Annotated in this window: 22 protein-coding genes; 11 read left to right on the forward strand and 11 right to left on the reverse strand. The window is 73.7% G+C overall.

What is annotated here, in order from left to right; genetic code table 11:
• Positions 1 to 150: 150 nt before the first annotated feature.
• Positions 151 to 561 (reverse strand): organic hydroperoxide resistance protein, encoded by a 411-nt coding sequence (locus ABT247_RS14565; RefSeq protein WP_350742600.1) that lies wholly within the window; start codon positions 559 to 561, stop codon positions 151 to 153.
• Positions 562 to 779: 218 nt separating this feature from the next.
• On the opposite strand from ABT247_RS14565, the gene ABT247_RS14570 reads away from it, so the two are divergent.
• The 3 genes from ABT247_RS14570 (at position 780) to ABT247_RS14580 (ending at position 2,863) form a co-directional block, all read left to right on the forward strand.
• Complete coding sequence (locus tag ABT247_RS14570) at positions 780 to 1,256, forward strand: MarR family winged helix-turn-helix transcriptional regulator (protein WP_350742602.1); 477 nt, start codon at positions 780 to 782, stop codon at positions 1,254 to 1,256.
• A 291-nt stretch (positions 1,257 to 1,547) separates the two neighbouring features.
• Positions 1,548 to 2,117, forward strand: coding sequence for an RNA polymerase sigma factor (locus ABT247_RS14575; protein WP_350742604.1), 570 nt, complete (start codon positions 1,548 to 1,550; stop codon positions 2,115 to 2,117).
• A complete protein-coding gene (locus ABT247_RS14580) occupies positions 2,114 to 2,863 on the forward strand; it encodes a hypothetical protein (protein ID WP_350742606.1) in 750 nt (249 codons plus the stop codon). The genes ABT247_RS14575 and ABT247_RS14580 overlap by 4 nt, the downstream gene beginning before the upstream one ends.
• A gap of 94 nt (positions 2,864 to 2,957) precedes the next feature.
• On the opposite strand, the gene ABT247_RS14585 is transcribed toward ABT247_RS14580, so the two are convergent.
• The 3 genes from ABT247_RS14585 to ABT247_RS14595 all read right to left on the reverse strand — a co-directional run bounded on the left by ABT247_RS14585 (position 2,958) and on the right by ABT247_RS14595 (position 6,338).
• Entirely contained in the window at positions 2,958 to 3,626 is a 669-nt protein-coding gene (locus ABT247_RS14585) for a GAP family protein (RefSeq protein WP_350742607.1), read from the reverse strand.
• A gap of 248 nt (positions 3,627 to 3,874) precedes the next feature.
• Entirely contained in the window at positions 3,875 to 5,287 is a 1,413-nt protein-coding gene (gene argG / locus ABT247_RS14590) for an argininosuccinate synthase (protein ID WP_350742609.1), read from the reverse strand.
• Positions 5,288 to 5,609: 322 nt separating this feature from the next.
• The gene (locus tag ABT247_RS14595; protein WP_350742611.1) at positions 5,610 to 6,338 is read right to left on the reverse strand and encodes a rhomboid-like protein; all 729 of its coding nucleotides are present in this window, start codon (positions 6,336 to 6,338) and stop codon (positions 5,610 to 5,612) included.
• A 225-nt stretch (positions 6,339 to 6,563) separates the two neighbouring features.
• On the opposite strand from ABT247_RS14595, the gene ABT247_RS14600 reads away from it, so the two are divergent.
• Positions 6,564 to 7,274, forward strand: a complete 711-nt coding sequence (locus ABT247_RS14600; RefSeq protein WP_350742613.1) for a rhomboid-like protein — start codon at positions 6,564 to 6,566, stop codon at positions 7,272 to 7,274.
• Between the two features lie 178 nt (positions 7,275 to 7,452).
• Here the strand turns inward: ABT247_RS14600 and ABT247_RS14605 are convergent, their stop codons facing one another.
• Complete coding sequence (locus ABT247_RS14605; protein WP_350742615.1) at positions 7,453 to 7,833, reverse strand: VOC family protein; 381 nt, start codon at positions 7,831 to 7,833, stop codon at positions 7,453 to 7,455.
• Positions 7,834 to 8,171: 338 nt separating this feature from the next.
• Here ABT247_RS14605 and ABT247_RS14610 point away from each other — a divergent pair, with 338 nt between their 5' ends.
• A complete protein-coding gene (locus ABT247_RS14610; RefSeq protein WP_350742617.1) occupies positions 8,172 to 8,948 on the forward strand; it encodes a putative adhesin in 777 nt (258 codons plus the stop codon).
• Between the two features lie 18 nt (positions 8,949 to 8,966).
• On the opposite strand, the gene ABT247_RS14615 is transcribed toward ABT247_RS14610, so the two are convergent.
• A complete protein-coding gene (locus tag ABT247_RS14615; RefSeq protein WP_502892447.1) occupies positions 8,967 to 9,635 on the reverse strand; it encodes a glyoxalase in 669 nt (222 codons plus the stop codon).
• Positions 9,636 to 9,915: 280 nt separating this feature from the next.
• Positions 9,916 to 10,677, reverse strand: a complete 762-nt coding sequence (locus ABT247_RS14620) for an SDR family NAD(P)-dependent oxidoreductase (RefSeq protein WP_350742621.1) — start codon at positions 10,675 to 10,677, stop codon at positions 9,916 to 9,918.
• A gap of 156 nt (positions 10,678 to 10,833) precedes the next feature.
• On the opposite strand from ABT247_RS14620, the gene ABT247_RS14625 reads away from it, so the two are divergent.
• From ABT247_RS14625 to ABT247_RS14645, 5 genes are all read left to right on the forward strand, one after another.
• Positions 10,834 to 11,412, forward strand: a complete 579-nt coding sequence (locus tag ABT247_RS14625; RefSeq protein WP_350742623.1) for a TetR/AcrR family transcriptional regulator — start codon at positions 10,834 to 10,836, stop codon at positions 11,410 to 11,412.
• A gap of 225 nt (positions 11,413 to 11,637) precedes the next feature.
• The gene (locus tag ABT247_RS14630) at positions 11,638 to 12,396 is read left to right on the forward strand and encodes a class I SAM-dependent methyltransferase (RefSeq protein WP_350742625.1); all 759 of its coding nucleotides are present in this window, start codon (positions 11,638 to 11,640) and stop codon (positions 12,394 to 12,396) included.
• A gap of 278 nt (positions 12,397 to 12,674) precedes the next feature.
• Complete coding sequence (locus ABT247_RS14635) at positions 12,675 to 13,328, forward strand: CatB-related O-acetyltransferase (protein WP_502892448.1); 654 nt, start codon at positions 12,675 to 12,677, stop codon at positions 13,326 to 13,328.
• Between the two features lie 412 nt (positions 13,329 to 13,740).
• Positions 13,741 to 14,331: an RNA polymerase sigma factor gene (locus tag ABT247_RS14640; RefSeq protein WP_350742627.1), complete on the forward strand. Its 591-nt coding sequence runs from the start codon at positions 13,741 to 13,743 to the stop codon at positions 14,329 to 14,331.
• Complete coding sequence (locus ABT247_RS14645) at positions 14,300 to 14,608, forward strand: hypothetical protein (RefSeq protein WP_350742629.1); 309 nt, start codon at positions 14,300 to 14,302, stop codon at positions 14,606 to 14,608. The genes ABT247_RS14640 and ABT247_RS14645 overlap by 32 nt, the downstream gene beginning before the upstream one ends.
• Positions 14,609 to 14,692: 84 nt before the next feature.
• Here the strand turns inward: ABT247_RS14645 and yczE are convergent, their stop codons facing one another.
• From yczE to ABT247_RS14660, 3 genes are all read right to left on the reverse strand, one after another.
• Positions 14,693 to 15,388, reverse strand: coding sequence for a membrane protein YczE (yczE, locus tag ABT247_RS14650; RefSeq protein WP_502892449.1), 696 nt, complete (start codon positions 15,386 to 15,388; stop codon positions 14,693 to 14,695).
• A gap of 272 nt (positions 15,389 to 15,660) precedes the next feature.
• Positions 15,661 to 16,956: a pyridoxal phosphate-dependent aminotransferase gene (locus ABT247_RS14655; protein WP_350742633.1), complete on the reverse strand. Its 1,296-nt coding sequence runs from the start codon at positions 16,954 to 16,956 to the stop codon at positions 15,661 to 15,663.
• Positions 16,957 to 16,973: 17 nt separating this feature from the next.
• The gene (locus ABT247_RS14660; RefSeq protein WP_350742635.1) at positions 16,974 to 17,735 is read right to left on the reverse strand and encodes an iron-containing redox enzyme family protein; all 762 of its coding nucleotides are present in this window, start codon (positions 17,733 to 17,735) and stop codon (positions 16,974 to 16,976) included.
• A 746-nt stretch (positions 17,736 to 18,481) separates the two neighbouring features.
• On the opposite strand from ABT247_RS14660, the gene ABT247_RS14665 reads away from it, so the two are divergent.
• A complete protein-coding gene (locus ABT247_RS14665) occupies positions 18,482 to 20,059 on the forward strand; it encodes a CocE/NonD family hydrolase (RefSeq protein ID WP_350742637.1) in 1,578 nt (525 codons plus the stop codon).
• 209 nt (positions 20,060 to 20,268) lie between these two features.
• On the opposite strand, the gene ABT247_RS14670 is transcribed toward ABT247_RS14665, so the two are convergent.
• A complete protein-coding gene (locus ABT247_RS14670; RefSeq protein ID WP_350742639.1) occupies positions 20,269 to 20,397 on the reverse strand; it encodes a hypothetical protein in 129 nt (42 codons plus the stop codon).
• Positions 20,398 to 20,447: the final 50 nt, after the last annotated feature.

The raw sequence follows: 20,447 nt of genomic DNA on the forward strand, positions 1-20,447 counted from the left end.
GCGAACTCGCGTTCTCGTTGGGGGTTATGGGATTCAGACGTGTGATGTTGCGTCGGGGCCGCGCGGGCGACGGGCGCCCGCGCTCGGGCCGGGGCGTGCGGCTGCGGTCCGTGCTGCTGCCCGCCCCGTGCCGTGGGCCTACTCGGCGACCTACTCGACGACCAGCTCGACCGGGATGTTGCCGCGGGTGGCGCGGGAGTACGGGCAGACCTCGTGCGCCTGCTTGACCAGCAGCAGGCCGGCCTCGCCCGCGAGCGCGTCGGGCAGCTCGACGCGCAGCACGACGGACAGGCCGAAGCCCTCGCCGTCCTTGCCGATCGACACCTCGGCGGTCACCGAGGCCTCGCTGGTGTCCACCCGGGCCTGGCGGCCGACCAGGCCGAGGGCGCTGGCGAAGCAGGCGGCGTAGCCGGCCGCGAACAGCTGCTCGGGGTTGGTGCCCTGGCCGCTGCCGCCGAGCGCGGGGGGCATCGCGAGGGCGAGGTCGAGCTGGCCGTCCGAGCTGACGGCGCGGCCCTCGCGGCCGTTGGCGGTGGCGGCGGCGGTGTAGAGCGCGTCCATGAGGGGTCCCTTCGTAGTGCTGCTCGTCTGGCGGTGCGTCGGTCGCGGACAGCCTGTGCCCGGGTTCCTGGGGTCCGGGGGCCGGTCCCAGCTCGGGGCTCGAGCGGTTCCCCGCCCGTCGGGCGGCGGCCCGGTCGTCGCTGTCCGCTCGATAAGTAGAGCACGCAATTCAATTGCGCACAACTCAGTGGCGCGATGGCCATCGGTACCATGGGTCCATGACCACGCTCCCCCCGGGCCTGGCGGACGAGGAACTGCTCCGCCTCGACCAGCAGATCTGCTTCTCGCTCAACGCGGCCTCACGCGCCTTCGGCGGCGTCTACCGGGTCCTGCTCCGGGATCTCGGGCTCACCTATCCCCAGTACCTGGTGATGCTCGTGCTCTGGGAGAGCGGTGACCTGCCCGTCAAGCGGATCGGAGAGCGCCTGCGGCTCGACTCGGGGACGCTCTCCCCGCTGCTCAAGCGCCTGGAGTCGGCCGGCCTGGTGCGGCGTGAGCGCAGCGCGGAGGACGAGCGGTCGGTGACCGTCGGCCTCACCCCGGAGGGTTCGGCGCTGCGCGAGCGCGCCGGGCAGGTGCCGCGCCGGCTGCTCGCGGCGACCGGGCTGCCGGTCGAGGACCTGGCCGCGCTGCGCGAGCTGCTGGAGCGCGTGACCGGGGCGCTGGACTCGGCCGTGGTGGAGCCCGTGCCGTAGGGCGGTCATGGGGTGAGCGCGGACGGGCGCGCCGCGGGGTCGCGGCGGTTGTCAAGTCGGGCCTCGGGCTGCTGTGATCTGGGTCACGTATCCGTCGCCGGTGATGGACTGCGCCGCCCGAACCGGCAGGTCAGCGGGGCTGTTCAGAAGTGAACGGAAACGGTCGCCAATTGTCCGCCCGATCCGGTCGACAACGCGGGCCCGTCGGACGGTTACACCACGAGCCCCCGAAGGGGCCGTCGGCGTGCCACCCGGTGGGCCGGCCAGCTGACCCAGGAAGAGGGGGCGCGTGTGAACACTCCCGGGCCGGGCGAGGAGCGTGGTCTGCGGGCGGACCCGCTCGACGACCTGCCGACCGACTTCGAGGCCTTCTTCACCCGTGAGAACTCCGGCTACCTCCGGTACGCCCAGCAGCGGCTGCGCCACCGCGAGGACGCCCAGGACGCCGTGCAGAACGCCGGCACCACGCTCTACCGGAACTGGCGCCGGGCCCTGGCCAGTGAGGACCCGCAGGCCTTCGCCTTCAAGATCGTCAAGGACGCGGTGGTCGACGTCATGCGCGAGCGCCGCCGCACCGAACGCAAGCGACTGCGGGTGATCGCCCAGCGCCGCCCCGACACCAGCCAGGACGAGCTGGAGGAACTCGCCGAACTCGACGCGCTGGACTGGGCGATGGAGGAGCTCGCCCGCGCCGCGCCGGTCCAGGCGGACGTCGTCCGGCTGCGCCAGGCGGGCCTGTCCTACCACGACATCGGCCGGGCACTCGGCCTCGCGCACACCACCGCCCGCACGTACTACAGCCTCGGGCGGCGCCACCTGGAGTACCTGCTGGAGCACCCGGACGACGGGCAGGCGACATGAGGATCACCGAGCTGCTGCGCGCGCACGCCACCGACCTCGACCGGGAACTCCGCGACCACGACCCGGCCGCCTTTACCCGGCGACTGGCCGAGCGGCTGACGGCCGCCCGACGGAGCGCCCCGACCGCGCGCGAGCGGCCCGCCCGGCCGCCCGCCGCTGCCCGGCCGCCGCACGTCCCGTCCCCGGCCGGGCGCCCCCGGACCGACGGGCGGGCCGACCTGCGGCGCGACCTGCGGCAGCTGTGCGCGGGCGTCGCGGGAGCGGCGGAGCCGGGAGAACTGGCCCTGGACCTCGAACTCGCCGAGAAGACCGCCCTGCGCACCCTCGGCTGCCTGCTCTACGGGATGGGCCGTACGGCGGACGGCGTCTTCTGGTGGCGGATCGCCGTCCAGTACGGCGACGAACTGGCCGTGCACTGCCTGGCCGTGCACTACGCCGCCGAGGGCGCGTGGGACGACGCCGCGCGCTGGGCCGCCGAGGCCGAGGACCTCAGCGGCCCCGGGCGGCTGCCGGAACTGGCTCCGCACGCCCGGCCGAGCGGGGCGGCCGAGCTGGCGCGGCGGCTGGCGGAGCGGTACGACGGCGAGATCCTGCTGACGCTCCGGGACGCGGTCGGTGCCGGGGCGCGCGCCGGCGGCGGCGCGGGGGACCGGCCCGGAGCACGGGACGGCGATGACGACGGCCATGGCGGCGGGCGGCTGGGAGCGCGGATGGTGCGGGGCCGGGGGGCGGCGCGGACCCGGTGACCACGACCGGCTGCGCCGCCCGGCCGCAGCGCCGCCGCAGGGCGCGTGCAGGGGGACCGGTCCGGGTGCCAGCGGCAGGCGGGGCGGGTGTGCGTCAGGTGAGCCCGGCGAGCGCGTCGCCGAGGTAGGCGGCGCCGAGGACCGCCGGCACGGTGGTCGTGATCGCCGCGCTGTGGGTGGCCGCCCAGGCGCGCCACTCGCCGAGGGCGCGGATCGAGCGTTCGGTGCCGCGCCGGTGCACCGTGAGCGGGACGATCGCGCCCAGTGAGCCGATCAGCACCAGGAGGGCGGCGGCCACGGCCTTCGCCCCGGCGCCGGTCGGAGCGGCCGCGATCGAGGCGGCGCCGCCGACCGCCGGGAGCAGGGTCCTCGGGTGGCCCACCACCTGAGTGACGGCCAGGCCGGCCGCGCGCGCCGCGGTGAGGCGGTCGACCCCCAGGAGCCAGGTCGGGGGCGCGGTGATGTGACCCGGTCGCGGGCGGTCGCGCCACTGCCGTACGGCGAGCAGCAGGAGCAGGGTGCCGAGTCCGAGCTTCAACCAGTACGACCAGGTCGGCCGGCCGTCGTCCGGGTCGAGGGCGTTGCCGGCCACCACGACCACGGTCGCGACCACGCCCAGCCCGAGCACCCAGCCGGCGGTGAAGGCGAGCCCGTTGGCCCGGCCGCGCGGCGCGGCGAGGATCAGCAGCACGGCGATCAACGGCAGCGGGCTGAGTGCGACCGCCACCGCCGAGGCCAGCATCGGGCCGATCGCCTCGCCCATCCCCGCACCTGCCTTCCCGTGGCCGGGCGCCGTCCGCCATTCAGCTACGGCCGGGGGCGGCGCGCACGGCCGGTTGGACCGTCCGGGTGAGTCGTGACGGGTCAGTCGGGATGGCTCAGCCGTGGCGGGTCAGCCCCGGCGGATCGGCGGGGAGCGCGGCAGGGCCGCCGCACCGGTGGGTGCGACGGCCCTGCGCAGGTGCGTCCGGTGGCCGGACCGGCCGGTCAGTCGGCCGGCCCGCCGACCGGTCAGTCGGTGCCGGACTCGATCGCCGCGTGGTCGAGCGCGGTGGAGTCCTCCTCGTCACCGTTGCCGGCCGCGATCGGCGCGGCGCCACCGGGCGCGAGCTCGCCGATCAGGCCGCTCCACGGGGCCAGCTGACCGTGCCCGGCGTACTGCTCCAGCTTGCTGCGGGAGTCGGCGATGTCCAGGTTGCGCATGGTCAGCTGGCCGATCCGGTCGTCCGGGACGAAGGCGGCGTCCACGCTGCGCTCCATCGACAGCTTCTCGGGGTGGTAGCTGAAGTTGGGGCCCTGGGTGTCGATCACCGAGTAGTCCTGGCCGCGCCGCAGCCGCAGCGTCACGCTGCCCGTGACGGCCTGGCCGACCCACTTCTGCAGGCTGTCGCGCAGCATCAGCGCCTGCGGGTCGAACCAGCGGCCCTCGTACAGCAGCCGGCCGAGCCGGCGGCCCTGGGCGTGGTAGGTGGCGAGGGTGTCCTCGTTGTGGATCGCGTTCAGGAGGCGTTCGTAGGCGATGTGCAGCAGCGCCATGCCCGGGGCCTCGTAGATGCCGCGGCTCTTGGCCTCGATGATCCGGTTCTCGATCTGGTCCGACATGCCCAGACCGTGCCGTCCGCCGATCAGGTTGGCCTCGTGCACCAGCTCCACGGCGGTGCCGAACTCCCGGCCGTTGATCCGGACGGGGCGGCCGAACTCGAAGTCGACGGTGACGTCCTCGGTCTGGATCTCGACGGCCGGGTCCCAGAAGGCGACGCCCATGATCGGGGCGACGATCTCCATCGAGGCGTCCAGGTACTCCAGGCGCTTGGCCTCGTGGGTCGCGCCCCAGATGTTGGCGTCGGTCGAGTAGGCCTTCTCCGCGGAGTCCCGGTAGGGCAGGTCACGCTCGGCGAGCCATTCGGACATCTCCTTGCGGCCACCGAGCTCGGTGACGAAGGCCTGGTCCAGCCACGGCTTGTAGATCCGCAGGTTGGGGTTGGCGAGCAGGCCGTAGCGGTAGAACCGCTCGATGTCGTTGCCCTTGTACGTGGAGCCGTCGCCCCAGATGGAGACCCCGTCCTCCTGCATGGCGCGCACCAGCAGGGTGCCGGTCACGGCGCGGCCGAGCGGAGTGGTGTTGAAGTAGGTCTGCCCGGCGGAGCGGATGTGGAAGGCGCCGCAGGCGAGGGCGGCCAGGCCCTCCTCCACCAGCGGTGCCCGGCAGTCGACCAGGCGGGCCTGCTCGGCGCCGTACGCGCGGCCGCGGGCCGGGACGTCGGCGAGGTTCGGCTCGTCGTACTGGCCGATGTCGGCCGTGTAGGCGTAGGGGACGGCGCCGTGCTCGCGCATCCACGCGACCGCGACGGAGGTGTCCAACCCACCCGAGAATGCGATGCCGATCCGTTCACCGACCGGCAGCTTGCTCAAGACCTTCGACATGCATGCACCCTTGACCCACCCGCGCGGCGCGGGCTCCTGATGTAGCGACGTGTGAGGGGATTCGGCGTATTCGATCCGATGCCCGCACTCTGGCATAGATTTGCAGAGTAGCGCAAGAGCATACGGAGCGGTGGGGCGGGGGCGGCGCTCCCCGTGCCGTTCGGCAAGGGCTGCCCGCGCGGTCAATTCCCTTCCCCGGAGCGTGAGTTGGGGTGGCTGGCCGGCCGGCGCGCGCGCCGGGTGGCGGCCGGTACGGCTGGGTGGCACCGACGGGGCCGCAGGGCGTTCCGCCGTGAGGAAGGGGCGCCGGGCGCGCGGAGGATCAGCCGCTGTGGGCGCCGCTGGGGGCAGGTTCGCGATCGGGGGCGGCGCCGGACCCGCTGCCGGGCTCGCCGCCCGACGCCCGGGCGGCGGCGGCCCGGAGCCAGGGAGTGCGGGAGGCGAGGACACCGAGACCCAGGGCGACCAGGTGCCCGGCGTCGGCCAGTTGCTGGTCCAGCGCCCAGGCGGCTGCGAGGGCCACGGCGAGGGCCGGCAGGGCGTACCGGCGCAGGGAGCGGTGGCCGAGCGCCAGCAGGCAGGCGGCGGTGGCGACCAGCCCGTAGCTGATCCCGACGTCCCGGGCGCGGGAGAGCGCGCCGGGGATCCGGACGGTGAGCATGACCCACATCGCGCCCTCGGTGAGCAGCGTCGCACCCAGGTGTCCGAACACGAAGACCGCGCCCGCGCGGGCCGGGCCCCAGCGCCACTCCGCCAGGCCCAGGACGGCGGCGACGCCGGCGATCCCCACCCAGGCCGGGACCCCGTCGACCACCAGGCCGCTGGTGAACATTGTCCACCACTTGCCGACTTCCATGTGGTGGACGTTGCTGCTGTTGTGCCGCATGAAGCGGACCCGTTCGGCGTGGCTCCGGGTGGCGAGCCAGCAGGCGGTGACGGCCAGGAGGATCACGTAGGTCGCGGTGAGCCGCAGGCGGAGGGCGCTTCGCAGGGCAGGGTGACGGACGGTGTCGCCGGCCGTCGGTCCGGTCGTCCTGAGGCGGTCCGTCATCGTGCCTGGTGCCCTTGCTGTCGCGTGTCTCAGGTGCCGGCCGTCCCGCGGAAGGCCGGAGGGGTCAGCTTATGCCAGGGCCCGGTGGCCACCGGGCTGGTCGGCAGCACCGAACGAGCCGGGCAGTGGTGCGGGGCCGCGGCCGGATCACCCGAAAGGGCCGCCGCGGCGGCGACCCACGGGGACGCCGGGCGAGGGTGGGGACGAACCGTCGAGGAGGCGCCGATGTCCGGCAGCACCACCGGGGTGCCCGAGACGCGTCGGCGGCGCTGGTGGGCTCGCGCGGCCCGCGCGGTCCGGGCGTACGTCAGGCGCGCCCCCGGCACCTACGTCTGGCTGGCGATCCTGCTGGTCACCACCGAGGTGATCCGGCACGTCGACACCGCCACCGCCGACCGCATCCTGGAACGGCGCTCGACCAATCTGCACCACCTCCAGGTGTCGCCGGTCCGCGTGCTCGCGACGAGCGCGCTGTGGATCGCCGGTGGTGGCTGGCTGGGCTACTTCGCGCTCTACAACGTCTTCCACGTGCCCGCCGAACGCTGGCTCGGGACCTTGCGCTGGATCTCGGTGGCGATGGTCGCCCACGTCGGGGCGACGTACCTCAGCGAGGGGGTCCTGGGCTGGGCGATCCACCGGGGCCTCGCCCCGCCCAAGGCCGTCTACACCCTGGACTACGGCGTCAGCTACGCGCTCGCCGGGGTGATCGGGGTGCTCACCTACCGGATCGCGCGGCCGTGGCGGTACGCCTACCTCGCCGGGGTGCTGGCCGTCTACGGAATCGCCCTCCACCAGAACCGGGACTACACCAGCATCGGGCACCTGAGCGCGGTGCTGATCGGACTCGCCTGCTACCCGGTGACCCGGGACCGGCCGGGCGTCTTCGATCCGGTCGCCGCGGCGCGGGCGCTGCTGCGACGGCGCGGCGGAAAGTGAGCTCCGCCCGGTGGGCGCGCGGCCGGTCGGTCGCCGTACGGGGTGGGCAGGGGAAGCAGGCGCCGGGGCGGCGGGGCAGTGGCGGCGGCGGGGCGGCAACGGGCCGGCGGGCGGTTCCCGGGGAGCCGCTCGTCGGCCGGGTGGGGTGGCGGGAGCCGGGCCCCCGGTCACCGGTCGGTCACTGCTTGACGCGCTGGGCCACGCAGAGGATGTTGCCCTCGCTGTCCTTGAACCAGGCCGCGCGCATGTCGTCGTTCTCGGCGACGCCGTTGACGGTCTTGAGCCCGGGGAAGTCGTACTCCTCGAAGGTGATGCCGCGCTCGCGCAGCGCGGTCATCTCACGGTCGAGGTCGGCGACCTTGAAGCTGGCGAGGGTGTGGGCGGCCTGTCCGCCGCTGGGGGTGTGGTAGATCGTGAACTCGGTTCCGCCGCAGTCGCAGGTCAGTTCCTCCTCCGTTTCCGCGGTGAGCTTGAGGCCCAGCGTGTCGGTGTAGAAGGCCTTCGCGCGGGCGAGATCGGCGGCGGGGATGACTGCTTGCAGCGGTCCGTCTCCAAGCATGGTGTTCGCCTCCTCTCAGTTACCAGGCTAGGGAGTTCGAGTGCCGGTCGCCCGGCGAGCGGGCGGCCGGTGCGAGGAGTTCGCGAGGAGTGCGCGCGGGGTCGCGAGGGGTGGCGAGGGGTCGCCGCGCAGGGTGCCCCGCGGGGGAGGCGGGTGGGGCGACGTCGCCGCCCGGGGGCTGCCCGGCCGCCCCCGGCAGCCAGGGGCCGGCCCGGGCTCCGAGGGCAGCCGTCCTTGCCCCCGGTTGTGGCCGCCGCGGCCTGCCGCCCGCCGCACGCGGGGCCTACCATCGCCCCTGACCGCCGTCCCGAGCGATCCCGGACCGAGGGAGCGAGCCCATGCACGCGCAGGAAGGCCGCCGGACCCGTAGGACGCCGCGGCCGGCGACATCACCGGCCACCGCGGCACCGTCGCGGTCGCGCTCGCTGGCGGACCTCCAGGGGACGGTCGGGAACGCCGCCGTCGGCCGGATGCTCGCGGGCCGGGCGACGGCCGTCCAGCGGATGCCCGGCAGCGACGGGCAGCAGGAGCAGCCCTCGACCGTGATCAGCGGGCACGGGCGGTTCGGCGACAACCAGCGCCTGCCCAAGAACCCCGACAACCCGCGCAGCCGCGCCCTCAAGGCCACCTTCACGGTGCCCGCGGGCGTCGAACTCGTCGTCTACGCCCCGCCCGGCGCGTGGCTGGAGAACGAGGTGGCCAATCGCGTCGAGTCCGGCAACCCCCCGACCACCGACGAACTCGAACTGGTCGGGGACAACAACAAGCGCAAGCCCATGCCGCCGGACTACCCCAAGACCTTCCGCGCGGGCGAGGAGGTCATCAACTACAAACTGATGCCCCTCGACGCCAGGCACCTGGCCGAGGGTGCGGTCTCGGTCGACGCCGGCACGCTGCGGGACAAGGTGCAGGAACTCCTCGAGGCCCGCGAGGACCAGGGCGAGGACGCCCCGCCGCTGACGATCCACTACGCCTGCTGCGGCGTGGGCTCCTCCAGCGTCCCGGAGATCGACCGGCTCTTCGTCCACCGCAACTACACGGTGATGATGCGCACCACGCCCAGGACCCCGAGCCCGGAACCGGAGGCGCCGCCCAAGCGCCGCCGGAAGGGGTAGCGGCCGCACGCAGACGGGTCAGGACCGCGTGGCGGGCGCGGAAGCGGCCGGCGTGACCGCCTCCCAGACGAACCCGTCCGGGTCCGCGAAGGAGCCCGCCGTGCTGCCGAGGACGATCCGGTGCGAGCCGGTTCCGTCGGCGGGCACGCCCACCTCCTTGGCCAGCGCGGGGCGCTTGTACAGCGCCAGCTTCACCGCGCCGGGTCCGCCGGAGGCGAACTCGGTGTACTTGCCGCCGAAGCTCCTGGCCACGGTCAGGCCCTGACCGACGTAGAACTCCCTGGTGGCCTTGACGTTCGCGACGCCGAGCAGCAGGACGACGTCGTCGATCTCGCGGGTGGCCGGGCCGGAGTCCCGCTTCGCCGAGGTCGCGACCTTCCAGGCGGTCCCGTCCGGCGCCTGGACGACGCCGCCGTAGCCCCACAGCGACTTCGCCGCGGGCTTGAGCAGCGTGGCACCGGCGTCCACGGCGGTGGCGAGGAAGGCGTCGACGGTGGCAGGCCGGGACACCGTGAGCGCCAGCGCGAAGCCCCGGAACCCGCTGGAGGGCGCTCCGGACTCCCGCAGGCGAACGTACTGCTCCACGCCGAAGGCGGTGTAGAACCGGTGGGCGGCCCCGGCGTCGGGCACCTCGAGGGTCACGGACGCGAGGGACACGGTGGACGTGGTGGTTTCGTTGGTTCCCATGGGCATCACGCTACGAGCGGGCCGGTGGGCGGGGCTTCTCGAATCCTGACCGGTGTCCTCCGGTCCCGCGTGTCCCGCGTGGTCCCGTCCGGTCCTGCCTGGTCCCGTCTGGCCCCGCAGGGCCCGTCACCTGCGGTCGGTATCGCCGCGTTCCGGCTGGGGCCGGGCGCGAAAGCCCGTGCCCAGCAAGGGTGTTGCACCCTGGGCCGCATCCGGCGGGGAGGCCCGGCCGCCGTCGCGATCAGGTCGGCACGGTGCAGGGCCGGGGGCGGCCGGGAGGTCAGACCTGCGCCATGCCGCCGTCGACGAAGAGTTCGACGCCGGTGATGAAGCTGGAGGCGTCGCCGGCCAGGAACGCCGCGGCGGTGCCCATCTCCCGGGGGTCGGCGATCCGGCCGGTCGGGTTGCCCTCGCCCATCGTCCGGACCGCGGCCGGGACGGCGTCGGCTCCCTGCGCCATGGCGAGGGCGTGCCGCAGGGAATCGGTGTCCACGGCGCCGGGGCTGAGGACGTTGATGCGGATGCCGGAGCCCTTGATGTCCTGGATCCAGGACCTGACGAAGGCGCGCACCGCGGCTTTGGATCCGCCGTACAGGCCCATGCCGGCCGGGGGTTGGACGGACGCGGTCGACCCGATGATGACGATCGTGCCGCCGGGCGGCAGCAGGGCGATCGCCGGCTGGACGGTGAACAGCACGCCCTTGGCGTTGACGCCGAAGGTCCGGTCGAACTGCTCCTCGGTGGTCGCGCCGAGCGGGGCGTGGGCGCCGATGCCGGCGTTGGCCACCACCGTGTCGAGGCGCCCGTGCCGCGCGATGACCTCGCGGTACATCGCCTCCATGTCCGCGAGCCTGGTGACGTCGGCGACGACGCCCGAGCAGTTCGGGCCGATGGTGGCGACCGCCTCGTCCAGCGGCTCCCGCTCGAGGTCGGTGATGACCACGCGGGCGCCCTGGTCCGCGAACTCCCGGGCGATTCCCAGGCCGACGCCGGACGCGCCGCCGGTGATCACGGCGACTCTGCCGTCGAGGGGGAGGTTCATCGTGTGCTCCTCGGGGGGTCGAGTGCCCGCACGGTGCGGGCGCGACGGCGCGTCCTCGACCCTCGTAGACTTACGAAGTGGAGGCGCCGCCGGTTGCTTGGAACTATAAGCGGCGACGCCTCCGGTTAGCTACCCCAGGCCAGGAAGGAACCTGTCGTGACCGCGGACACCGGGCGCCCACTGCGGGCCGACGCACGGCGCAACCGGGAGAAGATCCTCTCGGCGGCCGTGCGCGTCTTCGCCGAGGACGGACTCGAGGCACACCTCGAACGCATCGCCAAGGAGGCGGGCGTGGGCTCCGGCACCCTCTACCGCAACTTCCCCACCCGGGAAGCGCTGATCGAGGCCGCCTACCGCAGCGAACTGACCCGACTGTGCGACTCCGCCCCCGACCTCCTGGCGGCCATGCCGCCGCGTGAGGCGCTGCGCGCCTGGATGGGGCGCTTCATCGACTACGCCACCGCGAAACTGGGGATGGCCGAGGCCCTGCGCGCCGTGGTGGCCACCGGCGTCAACCCCTACGCCCACAGCCACGAGCTGATGATGACCGCCCTCACCTCGCTCCTGGACGCCGCCACGGCCGCCGGCACCATCCGGCGGGACATCAGCGCGGCCGACCTGTTCGCCGCCCTCACCGGCGTCGCCCTGGCCGCCGGAAGACCCGAGCAGCGCGAGCAGGCCGAACGCCTCCTCGACCTCACCCTGGACGGACTGACCCACGGAACGGGTGTCTGAATTCTGTCCGGCCGATCTCTGACCGTACCCACTGAGCCGGGCGCGCTGCAGAGTGCCTGTGGGCCCGCTTCCGAGTGGCCCCCCAGGAGTCACCTGGGGTCACTTGCGGCGCAGCGGCAGTTGGGAGGGGAGCGGGCGTTCATGATCGCCAGCGCAGTACCCAGTGGCACTCGCCCGGGGGATGACGAGTTGGCCCGGTGCGGTCGGCGCCGCGATGATGCGGGGATGCGCACCTTCGAAGAGCTGATCGCCGAGGCCGAGTCCGTGTCCGTGGACGGCTGGGACTTCTCCTGGCTGGCGGGCCGGGCCTCCGAGGAGCGGCCCTCCTGGGGCTACCAGCGGCTGCTGGCCGAGCGGTTGGGCACCGCGACGGCCGCCCTGGACATCCAGACCGGAGGGGGTGAGGTGCTTGCCGGCGCCGTACGGCTGGGTGGGGGCCCGTCCACCCTGGTGGCCACCGAGGCCTGGCCGCCGAACCTGGCCGCCGCCACCCGGCTGCTGCACCCGCTGGGCGCGGTGGTGGTCGCCGACCCGGACGAGCCGCCGCTGCCGTTCGCGGACGGGGCCTTCGACCTGGTCACCAGTCGGCACCCGGTCCGCGCCTGGTGGTCGGAGATCGCCCGGGTGCTGCGGCCCGGTGGCACGTACTTCGCCCAGCACGTCGGCCCGGCGTCGGTCTTCGAACTGGTCGAGTACTTCCTCGGACCCCAGCCGGAGGCGCGCGAGAGCCGACGGCCCGAGGCGGAGGCGGCCGAGGCGCGGGCGGCCGGGCTGGAGGTGGTGGACCTGCGCTCCGAGCGGCTGCGGATGGAGTTCCGCGACATCGGCGCGGTGGTGTACTTCCTGCGCAAGGTGGTCTGGATGGTCCCGGGCTTCACCGTCGACGCCTACCGGGACCGGCTGCGCGAGCTGGACGCCCGGATCCGGGCCGAGGGGCCGTTCGTGGCCCACTCGGCGCGCTTCCTGATCGAGGCGCACAAGTAGATCGTCCGATCGGGTTGGGAGGGTCCGGTCGGCCGTCCCCGCCCGGGTGAGCACCTGTTATTCCCGGGCGACGGCCTGTCATGACCCCTAAAGTGGGGGCGTGTCCGGCGGGTTCGCGCGTCGAGAGCGCTCGGACAGCTGCTGACCGGTCGGCTGAGCCGGCGCGATCGGGCCTGTCGGCCTCCTGCTGGGTGTCCTCCGGCCCCGCAGACATCCCTTCAGGAAGGACGACACCCGTGATACCCCCCACGCCCGCCGACCCGACCGTGCTGCACCCGATGCCCGAACAGCCGCGGGTGGTGCTGCTGAAGCCGCTGATCACCTCGCCACTGATCGAGGTCGGGGACTTCTCCTACTACGACGACCCCGACGACCCGACCGCCTTCGAGTCCCGCAACGTGCTGTACCACTACGGACCGGAGAAGCTGGTCATCGGGAAGTTCTGCGCGCTGGGCGAGGGCGTGCGGTTCATCATGAACGGCGCCAACCACCGCATGGACGGCCCCTCCACGTTCCCCTTCCCGATCATGGGCGGTTCCTGGTCCGAGCACTTCGACCTCATCACCGGCCTGGCCGGGCGGGGCGACACCGTGGTGGGCCATGACGTCTGGTTCGGCTACCGGTCCATGGTGATGCCCGGCGTCCGCATCGGCCACGGAGCGATCATCGCCTCCGGCTCCGTCGTCGTCGACGACGTCCCCGACTACGGCATCGTCGGTGGCAACCCCGCCCGCCTCATCCGCCGCCGCTACAGCGACGCCGACGTCGACCGCCTCCTCGCCCTCGCCTGGTGGGACTGGCCGCTCCAGCACATCACCGAACACATCCGCACCATCATGTCCGGCAGCATCGACGACCTGGAGAACGCGGCGCCCGGGCCCGTCGAAGAGGCACCTCAGGACCCGACGTCCAGCAGCGCCACGGGCCGTTGAACGGACCCGGCCCAGGACGACCTGCGCGGGTGACCTCGCCTGGCGAACCGCGATCCACCGTTCCGGCACCGAGAACCAAGCCGTCAGTACGTCTGCTCGGCTCCACCACCACGCGGTCGCCGAGCGGCTCCGCACCCGTGCCGTCGCCTTTCCGGAGGCGCTCGGCCGTGCGCTGACTCTGCGGGCCCGGCCGGTCGTGGACCACGGGGCTGCCTGTCGGAAACTTCTTCGGTGCGGGCCGAATCCTTCCTGCCCGTGCGCGCCTCCTATGGGCGTACCGACAGACGTCGGGACGCAGACATGATGGAGGAACTCGTGATCATCGGAATCGGCATCGCCGTCGTCCTGGTGCTGCTCTGCACCTGCATGGTCGTCATGAGGCGCAAGCGCGCCGGGCGGGGCTGAGGGCGCCGTGGCGAAGTACACCTGGCCAGGTGAGCAGTTGGTGCTCGCCGCGCAGAGCGGACACGTCGACTCGATCGCCGCGCTGGTGTCGGGCTCCCACCCGAACGTGCAGCGCTTCGCCCGCTCCCTCTGTGCCACACCGGAGGACGCGGAGGACGCGGCGCAGGAAGCCCTGATCATCCTGTACCGCAGGATCGGGACGCTGCGGGCCACGGCCGCGCTTTCCTCGTGGATGTTCCGGATCGTCCGCAACGAGTGCCTGCGCCGGGCCCGGGCGGCGCTGCGGACCAACCCGGTGCCGCTGCCGGGCGACACCGCCGTCGCCTCGGCCGAGGACGAGGTCCTGCAACGCCTGGAAGCCGGCAGGGTGGCGGCCGCGGTCGCCGCCCTGCCGCCCGACCAGCGCCGCGTGCTGATCATGCGCGACATCCAGGGCCTCAGCGGCCGGATGGTCGCCGACGCCCTCGGCCTCACCACCGCGGCGATGAAGTCCCGTCTGCACCGGGCCCGGCGGACGGTCCAACTGGCCCTGCTCACCGGCCCGGAGCCGACTCCTGGGGGGAATGATGACCGGATCGAAGCCCGGCACGACGTCTGACGGAACCGACTTCTCGAGCAGGTCCCTGCCCGAGCACATCGTGCGCGGCGTGGTGGGCTTCGGCTCGCTGATCGGCTCGGTCGCCCTCGTGCCGGTGATCGGGCCGATCAGCCTGGTCCTCCTGCCGGTCGGACTGGTCGCCATGCGCGGCTGCCCGACCTGCTGGGCCATCGGCCTGATGCAGACCGTCTCGCGGGGCCGGCTGCAGCGCTCCTGTCGGAACGGCGCCTGCAAGCTGAGCGTCGCCGGCCGGCATCCGGAGAAGGTCGGCTCCTGAGCCCGTCCATGCCGGGTGAGCGCCGCCGCCCGTACCGTGGCCGGGAAGGCGGGCGGCGGTCGACGCCCTTGCGGCGAGGCCCCCTCAGCAGCCCGAGTCCGGCGGAGTGGGCCGCAGCCGCAGTCGCCGGGGGTGGCGCTCCGTACCGGTCGCGGCCGCGGCCCGTGGCCGGGCCGGCGCGGCGGTGTCCGGGCGGTAGCTGAACCGGGGCAGGAAGTACTGGGTGACCGGGCCGACCAGGAGGGCGTACAGGACGGTGCCGATGCCGACGCTGCCGTCGAGGAGCCAGCCGATGCCGAGCACGGTGAGCTCGAGCAGGGTGCGGACCAGGCGGATCGACCGACCCGTCACGTCCGCCAGTCCGGTCATCAGGCCGTCCCGGGGGCCGGGGCCGAGACGGGCGCCGACGTAGACCGCGATGGACAGGCCGTTGAGCACGATGCAGACGGCGACCAGGGCGATCCGGACCGGCAGGCCGAGGTGCTCGGGGACGAGCGCGAGGCCGAGGTCGGAGGAGGCGCCGACCACGGCGATGTTCGCGACGGTGCCGAGGGCGGGCTTCTGCCGCAGCGGGATCCACAGCAGCAGGACCAGGACGCCGAGCACCGCGCTGATCATGCCGAAGCTCAACGGCGTGTGGTAGTGCAGCCCTTCGTACAGCACGCTCCACGGGTTGACGCCCAGGGAGGTGCGCACCATCAGGGCCAGGCTGAACCCGAACAGGGCGAGGCCGACGACGAGTTGGGTGAGGCGGAGGAACGGCCGCTCGGCCAGCGGCAGGTAGCCGAGGGCGGGCGGCCGGGGGCCGGCGGCGTCGGCGGGGCCGGCGGTGTGTTTCGGGTCGTGCTGCGGGTCGCGTACCGGCCGACGGCGCGGGAGGCGCGGGACGTGGTGGCCGCTGGTGTCCACGGTGGGTCGCCTCCCGGCGCTCGTCGGGTCGTACGTGGATCGGGTCGTACATGGATCAGGTGGTGCGTAGAGCAGGTGGTGCGTGAGGCAGGTGGTGCGTCAAGCGGGTGGTGCGCGCAGGTCGGGACGGTCCTACCCCCGGATCAGGGGCTCAGCCGCCCCACGGCGGCGCGGATCCGCCGGGCGGCCTCGCTCAGGACGGGGCCCGAGCGGCCGCAGTTGATCCGCACGTGGTGGTCGAGCGGGTGCCCGTCCGTGAAGTGGGTGCCGCTGAGGGTCGCGACCCCGGCCTCGGCCAGCAGGAACTGCTCGGCGGTGGCGTGACCCTGTTTCCGGTACGCCTCCGCGTGCGCCGAGAAGTCGGCGAACAGGAAGTAGCCGCCCTGGGGGAGGTCGATGTGCAGGGACGGGACGGTCCGGAGCTCCGCCAGCACGGACTCCAGGTTGGCGCGGGCCTCGCGTGCCCGGGCGACCGGCACGTCGTCCAGGTCCGGGCTCAGGGCGACGTGGGTGGCGAACTGGCCGTAGGTGGAGGCGAAGGAGGTGAGGTTGACCTGGGCGCGGGCGGCGGCGTCGACCAGGTCCGGCGGGCCGTGGAGGTAGCCGATGCGGTCGCCGTGCATGCCGTAGGTCTTGCCCGGCCCGGTGACGTGCAGGGTCCACGGCCGCACCGGTACGGGCGTGCCGTCGGGCAGTCGGGGCTCGATCGCGGCGAAGGTCGCCGCGCGGGGGCCGAGGACGTGGGCCTCGTACGGGGTGTCGAAGAGGACGTGCACGGGGCTCCGGCCCTCCGCTTCCCGCCGGGTGTTGTGCCTGGCCAGGACCTCGGCCAACGCGGTCAGTTCCGCGGTTGAGTAGACCTTGCCGGTGGGGTTGATGCAGTCGCCCAGGATGACGATCTTGGTGTCCGGGCCGAGCGCCCCCGTCAGGGCCGACGCGGTCAGCCCGCTGGCCGCGTCGGCCGGCACGGTGCGCGGAACGGCCCCGTGCAGGCGCACCATGTCGGCGTAGTGCGGCCAGTTCGGCACCGGGATGACGACCTCGTCGCCGGGGTTCAGCAGGGCGTGGAAGACCACCGAGATGGCGCCCTTGACGCCGCCGGGGGTGACCAGGATCTCGGACTCCGGGTCGTAGTCGACGCCGTACAGCCTCCGCGCCCGCGCGGCGATCGACTCCCGGAGGAAGGAGAACCCGCGGACCGGCGCGAAGGAGTGGGCCAGGTCCGGGCTGTCCCGGACGAACCTCACCAGTCCGTCGTCGATCCGGGTGTCGGCCGGGGTGTCCAGCGCCCCGATGCTGAGGTCGATGACCTGCTGCCCGGCGGGCCGGTGGCGGTTGAGCTCGGCGAGCCGCGCCGCCGTCCCGTGGGTGACGGAGTCCGGCAGGTTCAGGACGGCGTCCGCGATGCCGCGGTTCTTCTGCACGATGACCGGGTCCACCTCTCCGGCTCCGGCCGTCACCGTGCCCCCACGGCCTTGGCCATCGCGCTCCACATGGTCAGCTGGACGTCCAGGGTCCGCTCGGCGCCGAGCGCGACCTCGGCGAGGTCGGCGTCGGTGCGGCAGTTGTTCAGCACGCACTGCCGCGCGTCCGCCGCGTGGCGCTCCTCGACGCCCTCGTCCCCGACGTGGACGTTGAAGTAGACCTCGACGGTGTTCACGAACGCCTTCTCGGGCAGGTTCTTCCGGGCGTTGCGGAAGGCCGTGCGGCAGGTCCTCAGCATCGGGTCGGCGTGCGACTCCAGGGCCATCGCGACGCCCAGCATGCGGTGGTAGTTGGCGGTCAGCAGCTCCAGGGTGCGGTCGCGGTACTCGACCGTCTCCGGGATCAGCAGCTCGCTGTCGCGTGACTCCCGCACGGTCAGCGCCGGCAGGCCGAACTCGACCTCGCCGTAGTGGTTGTGGGCCTGTTCCATGAGCACCTCGTGGCAGTGCTCGGCCCGGCCGTCGCCGGTCTCCTCGTTGAGGATGTGCGAGAACAGCACGAGCGTGTCGCGGTCGTCGTGGGCGGCCGCCTGGGCGCAGACGTAGGCGATGCCCTTGACGGTGCCCTCCGTCCGGTGGAAGAAGTTGGCACGGTGGACGTCGTAGACCGGCCCGGTCCACGGGTCGTCGCGCAGGATCCGGAAGTACTCGTTGCCGTAGACCGGATGGTCGCCCAAACCGTTCATCAGTGCGGCGACCCGGTCCCGCATTCCGCTGTCGGTGGTGGCGGTCATAGCGCTGCTTGCTCCCTTTCTGGGCAGGCGGTGCACGACGGATGGGAGTGCCGGAGCGCGGCCGGGCGTGCCGGAGGAGACGGCCGTGGCGTGGTCGATCGACCGCCGCCGGACCGGTCCGTCCCCCTGGGAGTCGTCGCTCGTCCGCGCACGCTGACGTGGCGTCCGCCGTGCCCCCCGGCCCCGTCGGCGGGGCGACCGGGAGCGGCCCCGCGCGCTGGTGCGGCGGAGCCCTGAGGCACGGCGGTTCGCTCACGACCATGGTGCCCCGGGAGCCCTTGACGGGGGCAGGTCATTTTTGGCCGGTCCATCGGGGCCGTCTGCGGGCGGTGGCCCGCCCGGGCTCGTTCCCGGTCAGGCCCGCCCTTCGGAGCGGAGAGTCCCAGCTCGGCGGCGACCCGGGCGGGTCGCCGCCGGACCGTCGCCGAGCCGCCCGGACCGGGCCGGCCTCGTGGTGTCGCTGAGCCGCTCGTGAACAGCCGGGGCGCGGCGCGGCCCCCTGGTCCCGCCCGTCACCGCCGGGCGGGCGGCCGGTTCCGACTGTCGTTCGGTCGCCGTTCGACCGCCGCCGCCCGGGGTCGGGTCCTGCGGCCGTCGGGTCGACGAGGTGGGGCGCCTGCCGAGGTCGTTCCCGAAGCGGTAGGTTACCAGCCAGTAGTTTGGCTGATCATCAGCTCCTCTGATGCAGCGTCAGATCGCTAGGCTCCCTGCGATCGGATCGTATGAGCAGTAGGGAGAGCAGTGTGATGGCACGACCCCGCCGCAGCGGTGGACAGCGGGCGGTGAGCGTCGCGCTGGCCGCGGCACTGGCCCTCGGCGCAGGCGCCGCCGCCCGGCCCGCCGTTGCGGCTCCCGCGGTGTCGACCGCGGCGTCGGCGCTCGGCGGGTTCCGGCTGGCGAGCATCACCGCCTCGGACGGGGTGGTGCTGAAGGCCGACGTCTTCACCCCGCCCGCCGGGACGCCGGGGGCGGACGCCCGGGGCCGGTACCCGGTCGTGGTGCAGCCGGCGAGCTGGGGGCAGAACGACCTGGAGTACGTCGCCCAGGGGCACAGGTTCGCCGCGGCCGGGTACGTCGTCGTGACGTACACGGTGCGCGGGTTCTGGGGGTCGGGCGGGCAGGTGGACGTCGCCGGGCCCAAGGACGTCGCCGACATCTCGACGGTGATCGACTGGGCGCTCGCCCACACCGCCGCCGACCCCGACCGGGTCGGCATGATCGGGCTGTCACTCGGCGGCGGGCTCACCCTCCTCGGCGCCGCGTTCGACCCGCGGATCAAGGCCGTCGCCTCGCTGAGCGGCTGGGCCGACCTGACCGACGCGCTGTACAGCGGCCGGACCCGGCACACCGCCGCCGCCACCAGGCTGGCCGACATCGAGCGCCTGACCGGCCGCAAGAGTCCGGAGTTCGCGGAAGTCCTGGACGACCTGTTCGCCGACCGCGACCTGCCCGACGTCATCGCGTGGGCGGACGTCCGCTCCCCGGCCGGCTACCTGGACCGGATCAACGCCAACGGCGCCGCGATCTACCTCGCCAACGGCTGGAGCGACAGCTTCTTCAACCCCGGCCAGATGACCGATTTCTACCAGCGGCTGACCGTCCCCAAGCGCCTCGAACTGCGCCCGGGCGACCACGCGAGCCAGGAGTTCACCGGCCTGCTCGGCTTCTCCGACGCCACCTGGGACAACGCCCGCGGCTGGCTCGACCAGCACCTGATGGGCACGGCGGGCGCGGGCCTGCCCCCGGGCGTCGACCTGGAGGTCCGCCCGACCGGCGCCCACGAAGCGTACCCGGACTGGCGCTCCGTCAGCTCCCGCACCGAGCAACCGGCGTTCGGCGGCACCGCCACCGTGCGCGGCGGCGAGACCTCCGGTGCGAGCGGCGGCACCGTCCTGCTCTCCGGCATGGTCGACCAGTGGCTGCACCAGCCGCCGACCGTCGCCGTGCCGCTCCTCGACCGCTCGGCAGCCGCCGTCCGCCAGTCGGAGCCGTACGGGCAGGGACTGCGGGTACGCGGCGCGGCCCGGGTGCACACCACCGTCACCAGCTCCGCGCCGCAGGGTACGGCCATCGCCTACCTCTACGACGTGGACGCGCTCGGCGTCGGCCGCCTGGTCACGCACGCCCCGCAGAGCTGGACCGGACGCCCCGCCGGGCAGCCCTTCCCGCTCGACGTCACCCTCTTCCCGACCGCGTACGACCTCCCGGCCGGCCACCGCCTCGCGCTCGTGCTCGGCACGCGGGACGACCTGTACGGCGCCGAGACGCCCCCGGGCAGCGCCGTGACCTTCGGCCCGGCGGACGTCTCCCTGCCCGTCCGCTAGGCTCCCCGGGCGCGCTCCGGGCGGCCGGCCCCCGCGGCCGGCCGCCCCGGGCCCCTGAGGTTCCGACCAGTCAGATTCCCCGCGGGCGCCGCGTACCCTCCCGAGTGCGCCGCAGCACCGGGACCGGAGCCGCCCGTCGACGACCACCGCCTGCCCGACGTGCGCCCCTGCCGGCGTCACCGGCAGCGGCTGCGGCCGTGGCTCAGCCGTCAGTAGTAGGTGCGCTCCCAGACAGGAGGCTCGTCCGGCTCCCCGCAGCCGCACTCCTCGCACGCCCGGTCCAGGTGGAGGTGCCGCGCGTGCTTGCACCACAGGCACGGCTCCGACCCCCGCTCCACCGACTGCTCCTCCGGCCGGAACCCCTCGCACGGACACCCGACGGCGCAGC

This window comes from Kitasatospora sp. NPDC001539 (genome assembly GCF_040298565.1).
GTDB lineage: Bacteria > Actinomycetota > Actinomycetes > Streptomycetales > Streptomycetaceae > Kitasatospora.

Coding starts and splice junctions, on each gene's coding strand:
- ABT247_RS14565 (WP_350742600.1), bottom strand. CDS start 561: ATGGACGCGCTCTACACCGCCGCCGCCACCGCCAACGGCCGCGAGGGC.
- ABT247_RS14570 (WP_350742602.1), top strand. CDS start 780: ATGACCACGCTCCCCCCGGGCCTGGCGGACGAGGAACTGCTCCGCCTC.
- ABT247_RS14580 (WP_350742606.1), top strand. CDS start 2,114: ATGAGGATCACCGAGCTGCTGCGCGCGCACGCCACCGACCTCGACCGG.
- ABT247_RS14585 (WP_350742607.1), bottom strand. CDS start 3,626: ATGGGCGAGGCGATCGGCCCGATGCTGGCCTCGGCGGTGGCGGTCGCA.
- argG (WP_350742609.1), bottom strand. CDS start 5,287: ATGTCGAAGGTCTTGAGCAAGCTGCCGGTCGGTGAACGGATCGGCATC.
- ABT247_RS14595 (WP_350742611.1), bottom strand. CDS start 6,338: ATGACGGACCGCCTCAGGACGACCGGACCGACGGCCGGCGACACCGTC.
- ABT247_RS14600 (WP_350742613.1), top strand. CDS start 6,564: ATGTCCGGCAGCACCACCGGGGTGCCCGAGACGCGTCGGCGGCGCTGG.
- ABT247_RS14605 (WP_350742615.1), bottom strand. CDS start 7,833: ATGCTTGGAGACGGACCGCTGCAAGCAGTCATCCCCGCCGCCGATCTC.
- ABT247_RS14610 (WP_350742617.1), top strand. CDS start 8,172: ATGCACGCGCAGGAAGGCCGCCGGACCCGTAGGACGCCGCGGCCGGCG.
- ABT247_RS14615 (WP_502892447.1), bottom strand. CDS start 9,635: ATGGGAACCAACGAAACCACCACGTCCACCGTGTCCCTCGCGTCCGTG.
- ABT247_RS14620 (WP_350742621.1), bottom strand. CDS start 10,677: ATGAACCTCCCCCTCGACGGCAGAGTCGCCGTGATCACCGGCGGCGCG.
- ABT247_RS14630 (WP_350742625.1), top strand. CDS start 11,638: ATGCGCACCTTCGAAGAGCTGATCGCCGAGGCCGAGTCCGTGTCCGTG.
- ABT247_RS14635 (WP_502892448.1), top strand. CDS start 12,675: ATGCCCGAACAGCCGCGGGTGGTGCTGCTGAAGCCGCTGATCACCTCG.
- ABT247_RS14645 (WP_350742629.1), top strand. CDS start 14,300: ATGACCGGATCGAAGCCCGGCACGACGTCTGACGGAACCGACTTCTCG.
- ABT247_RS14660 (WP_350742635.1), bottom strand. CDS start 17,735: ATGACCGCCACCACCGACAGCGGAATGCGGGACCGGGTCGCCGCACTG.
- ABT247_RS14665 (WP_350742637.1), top strand. CDS start 18,482: ATGGCACGACCCCGCCGCAGCGGTGGACAGCGGGCGGTGAGCGTCGCG.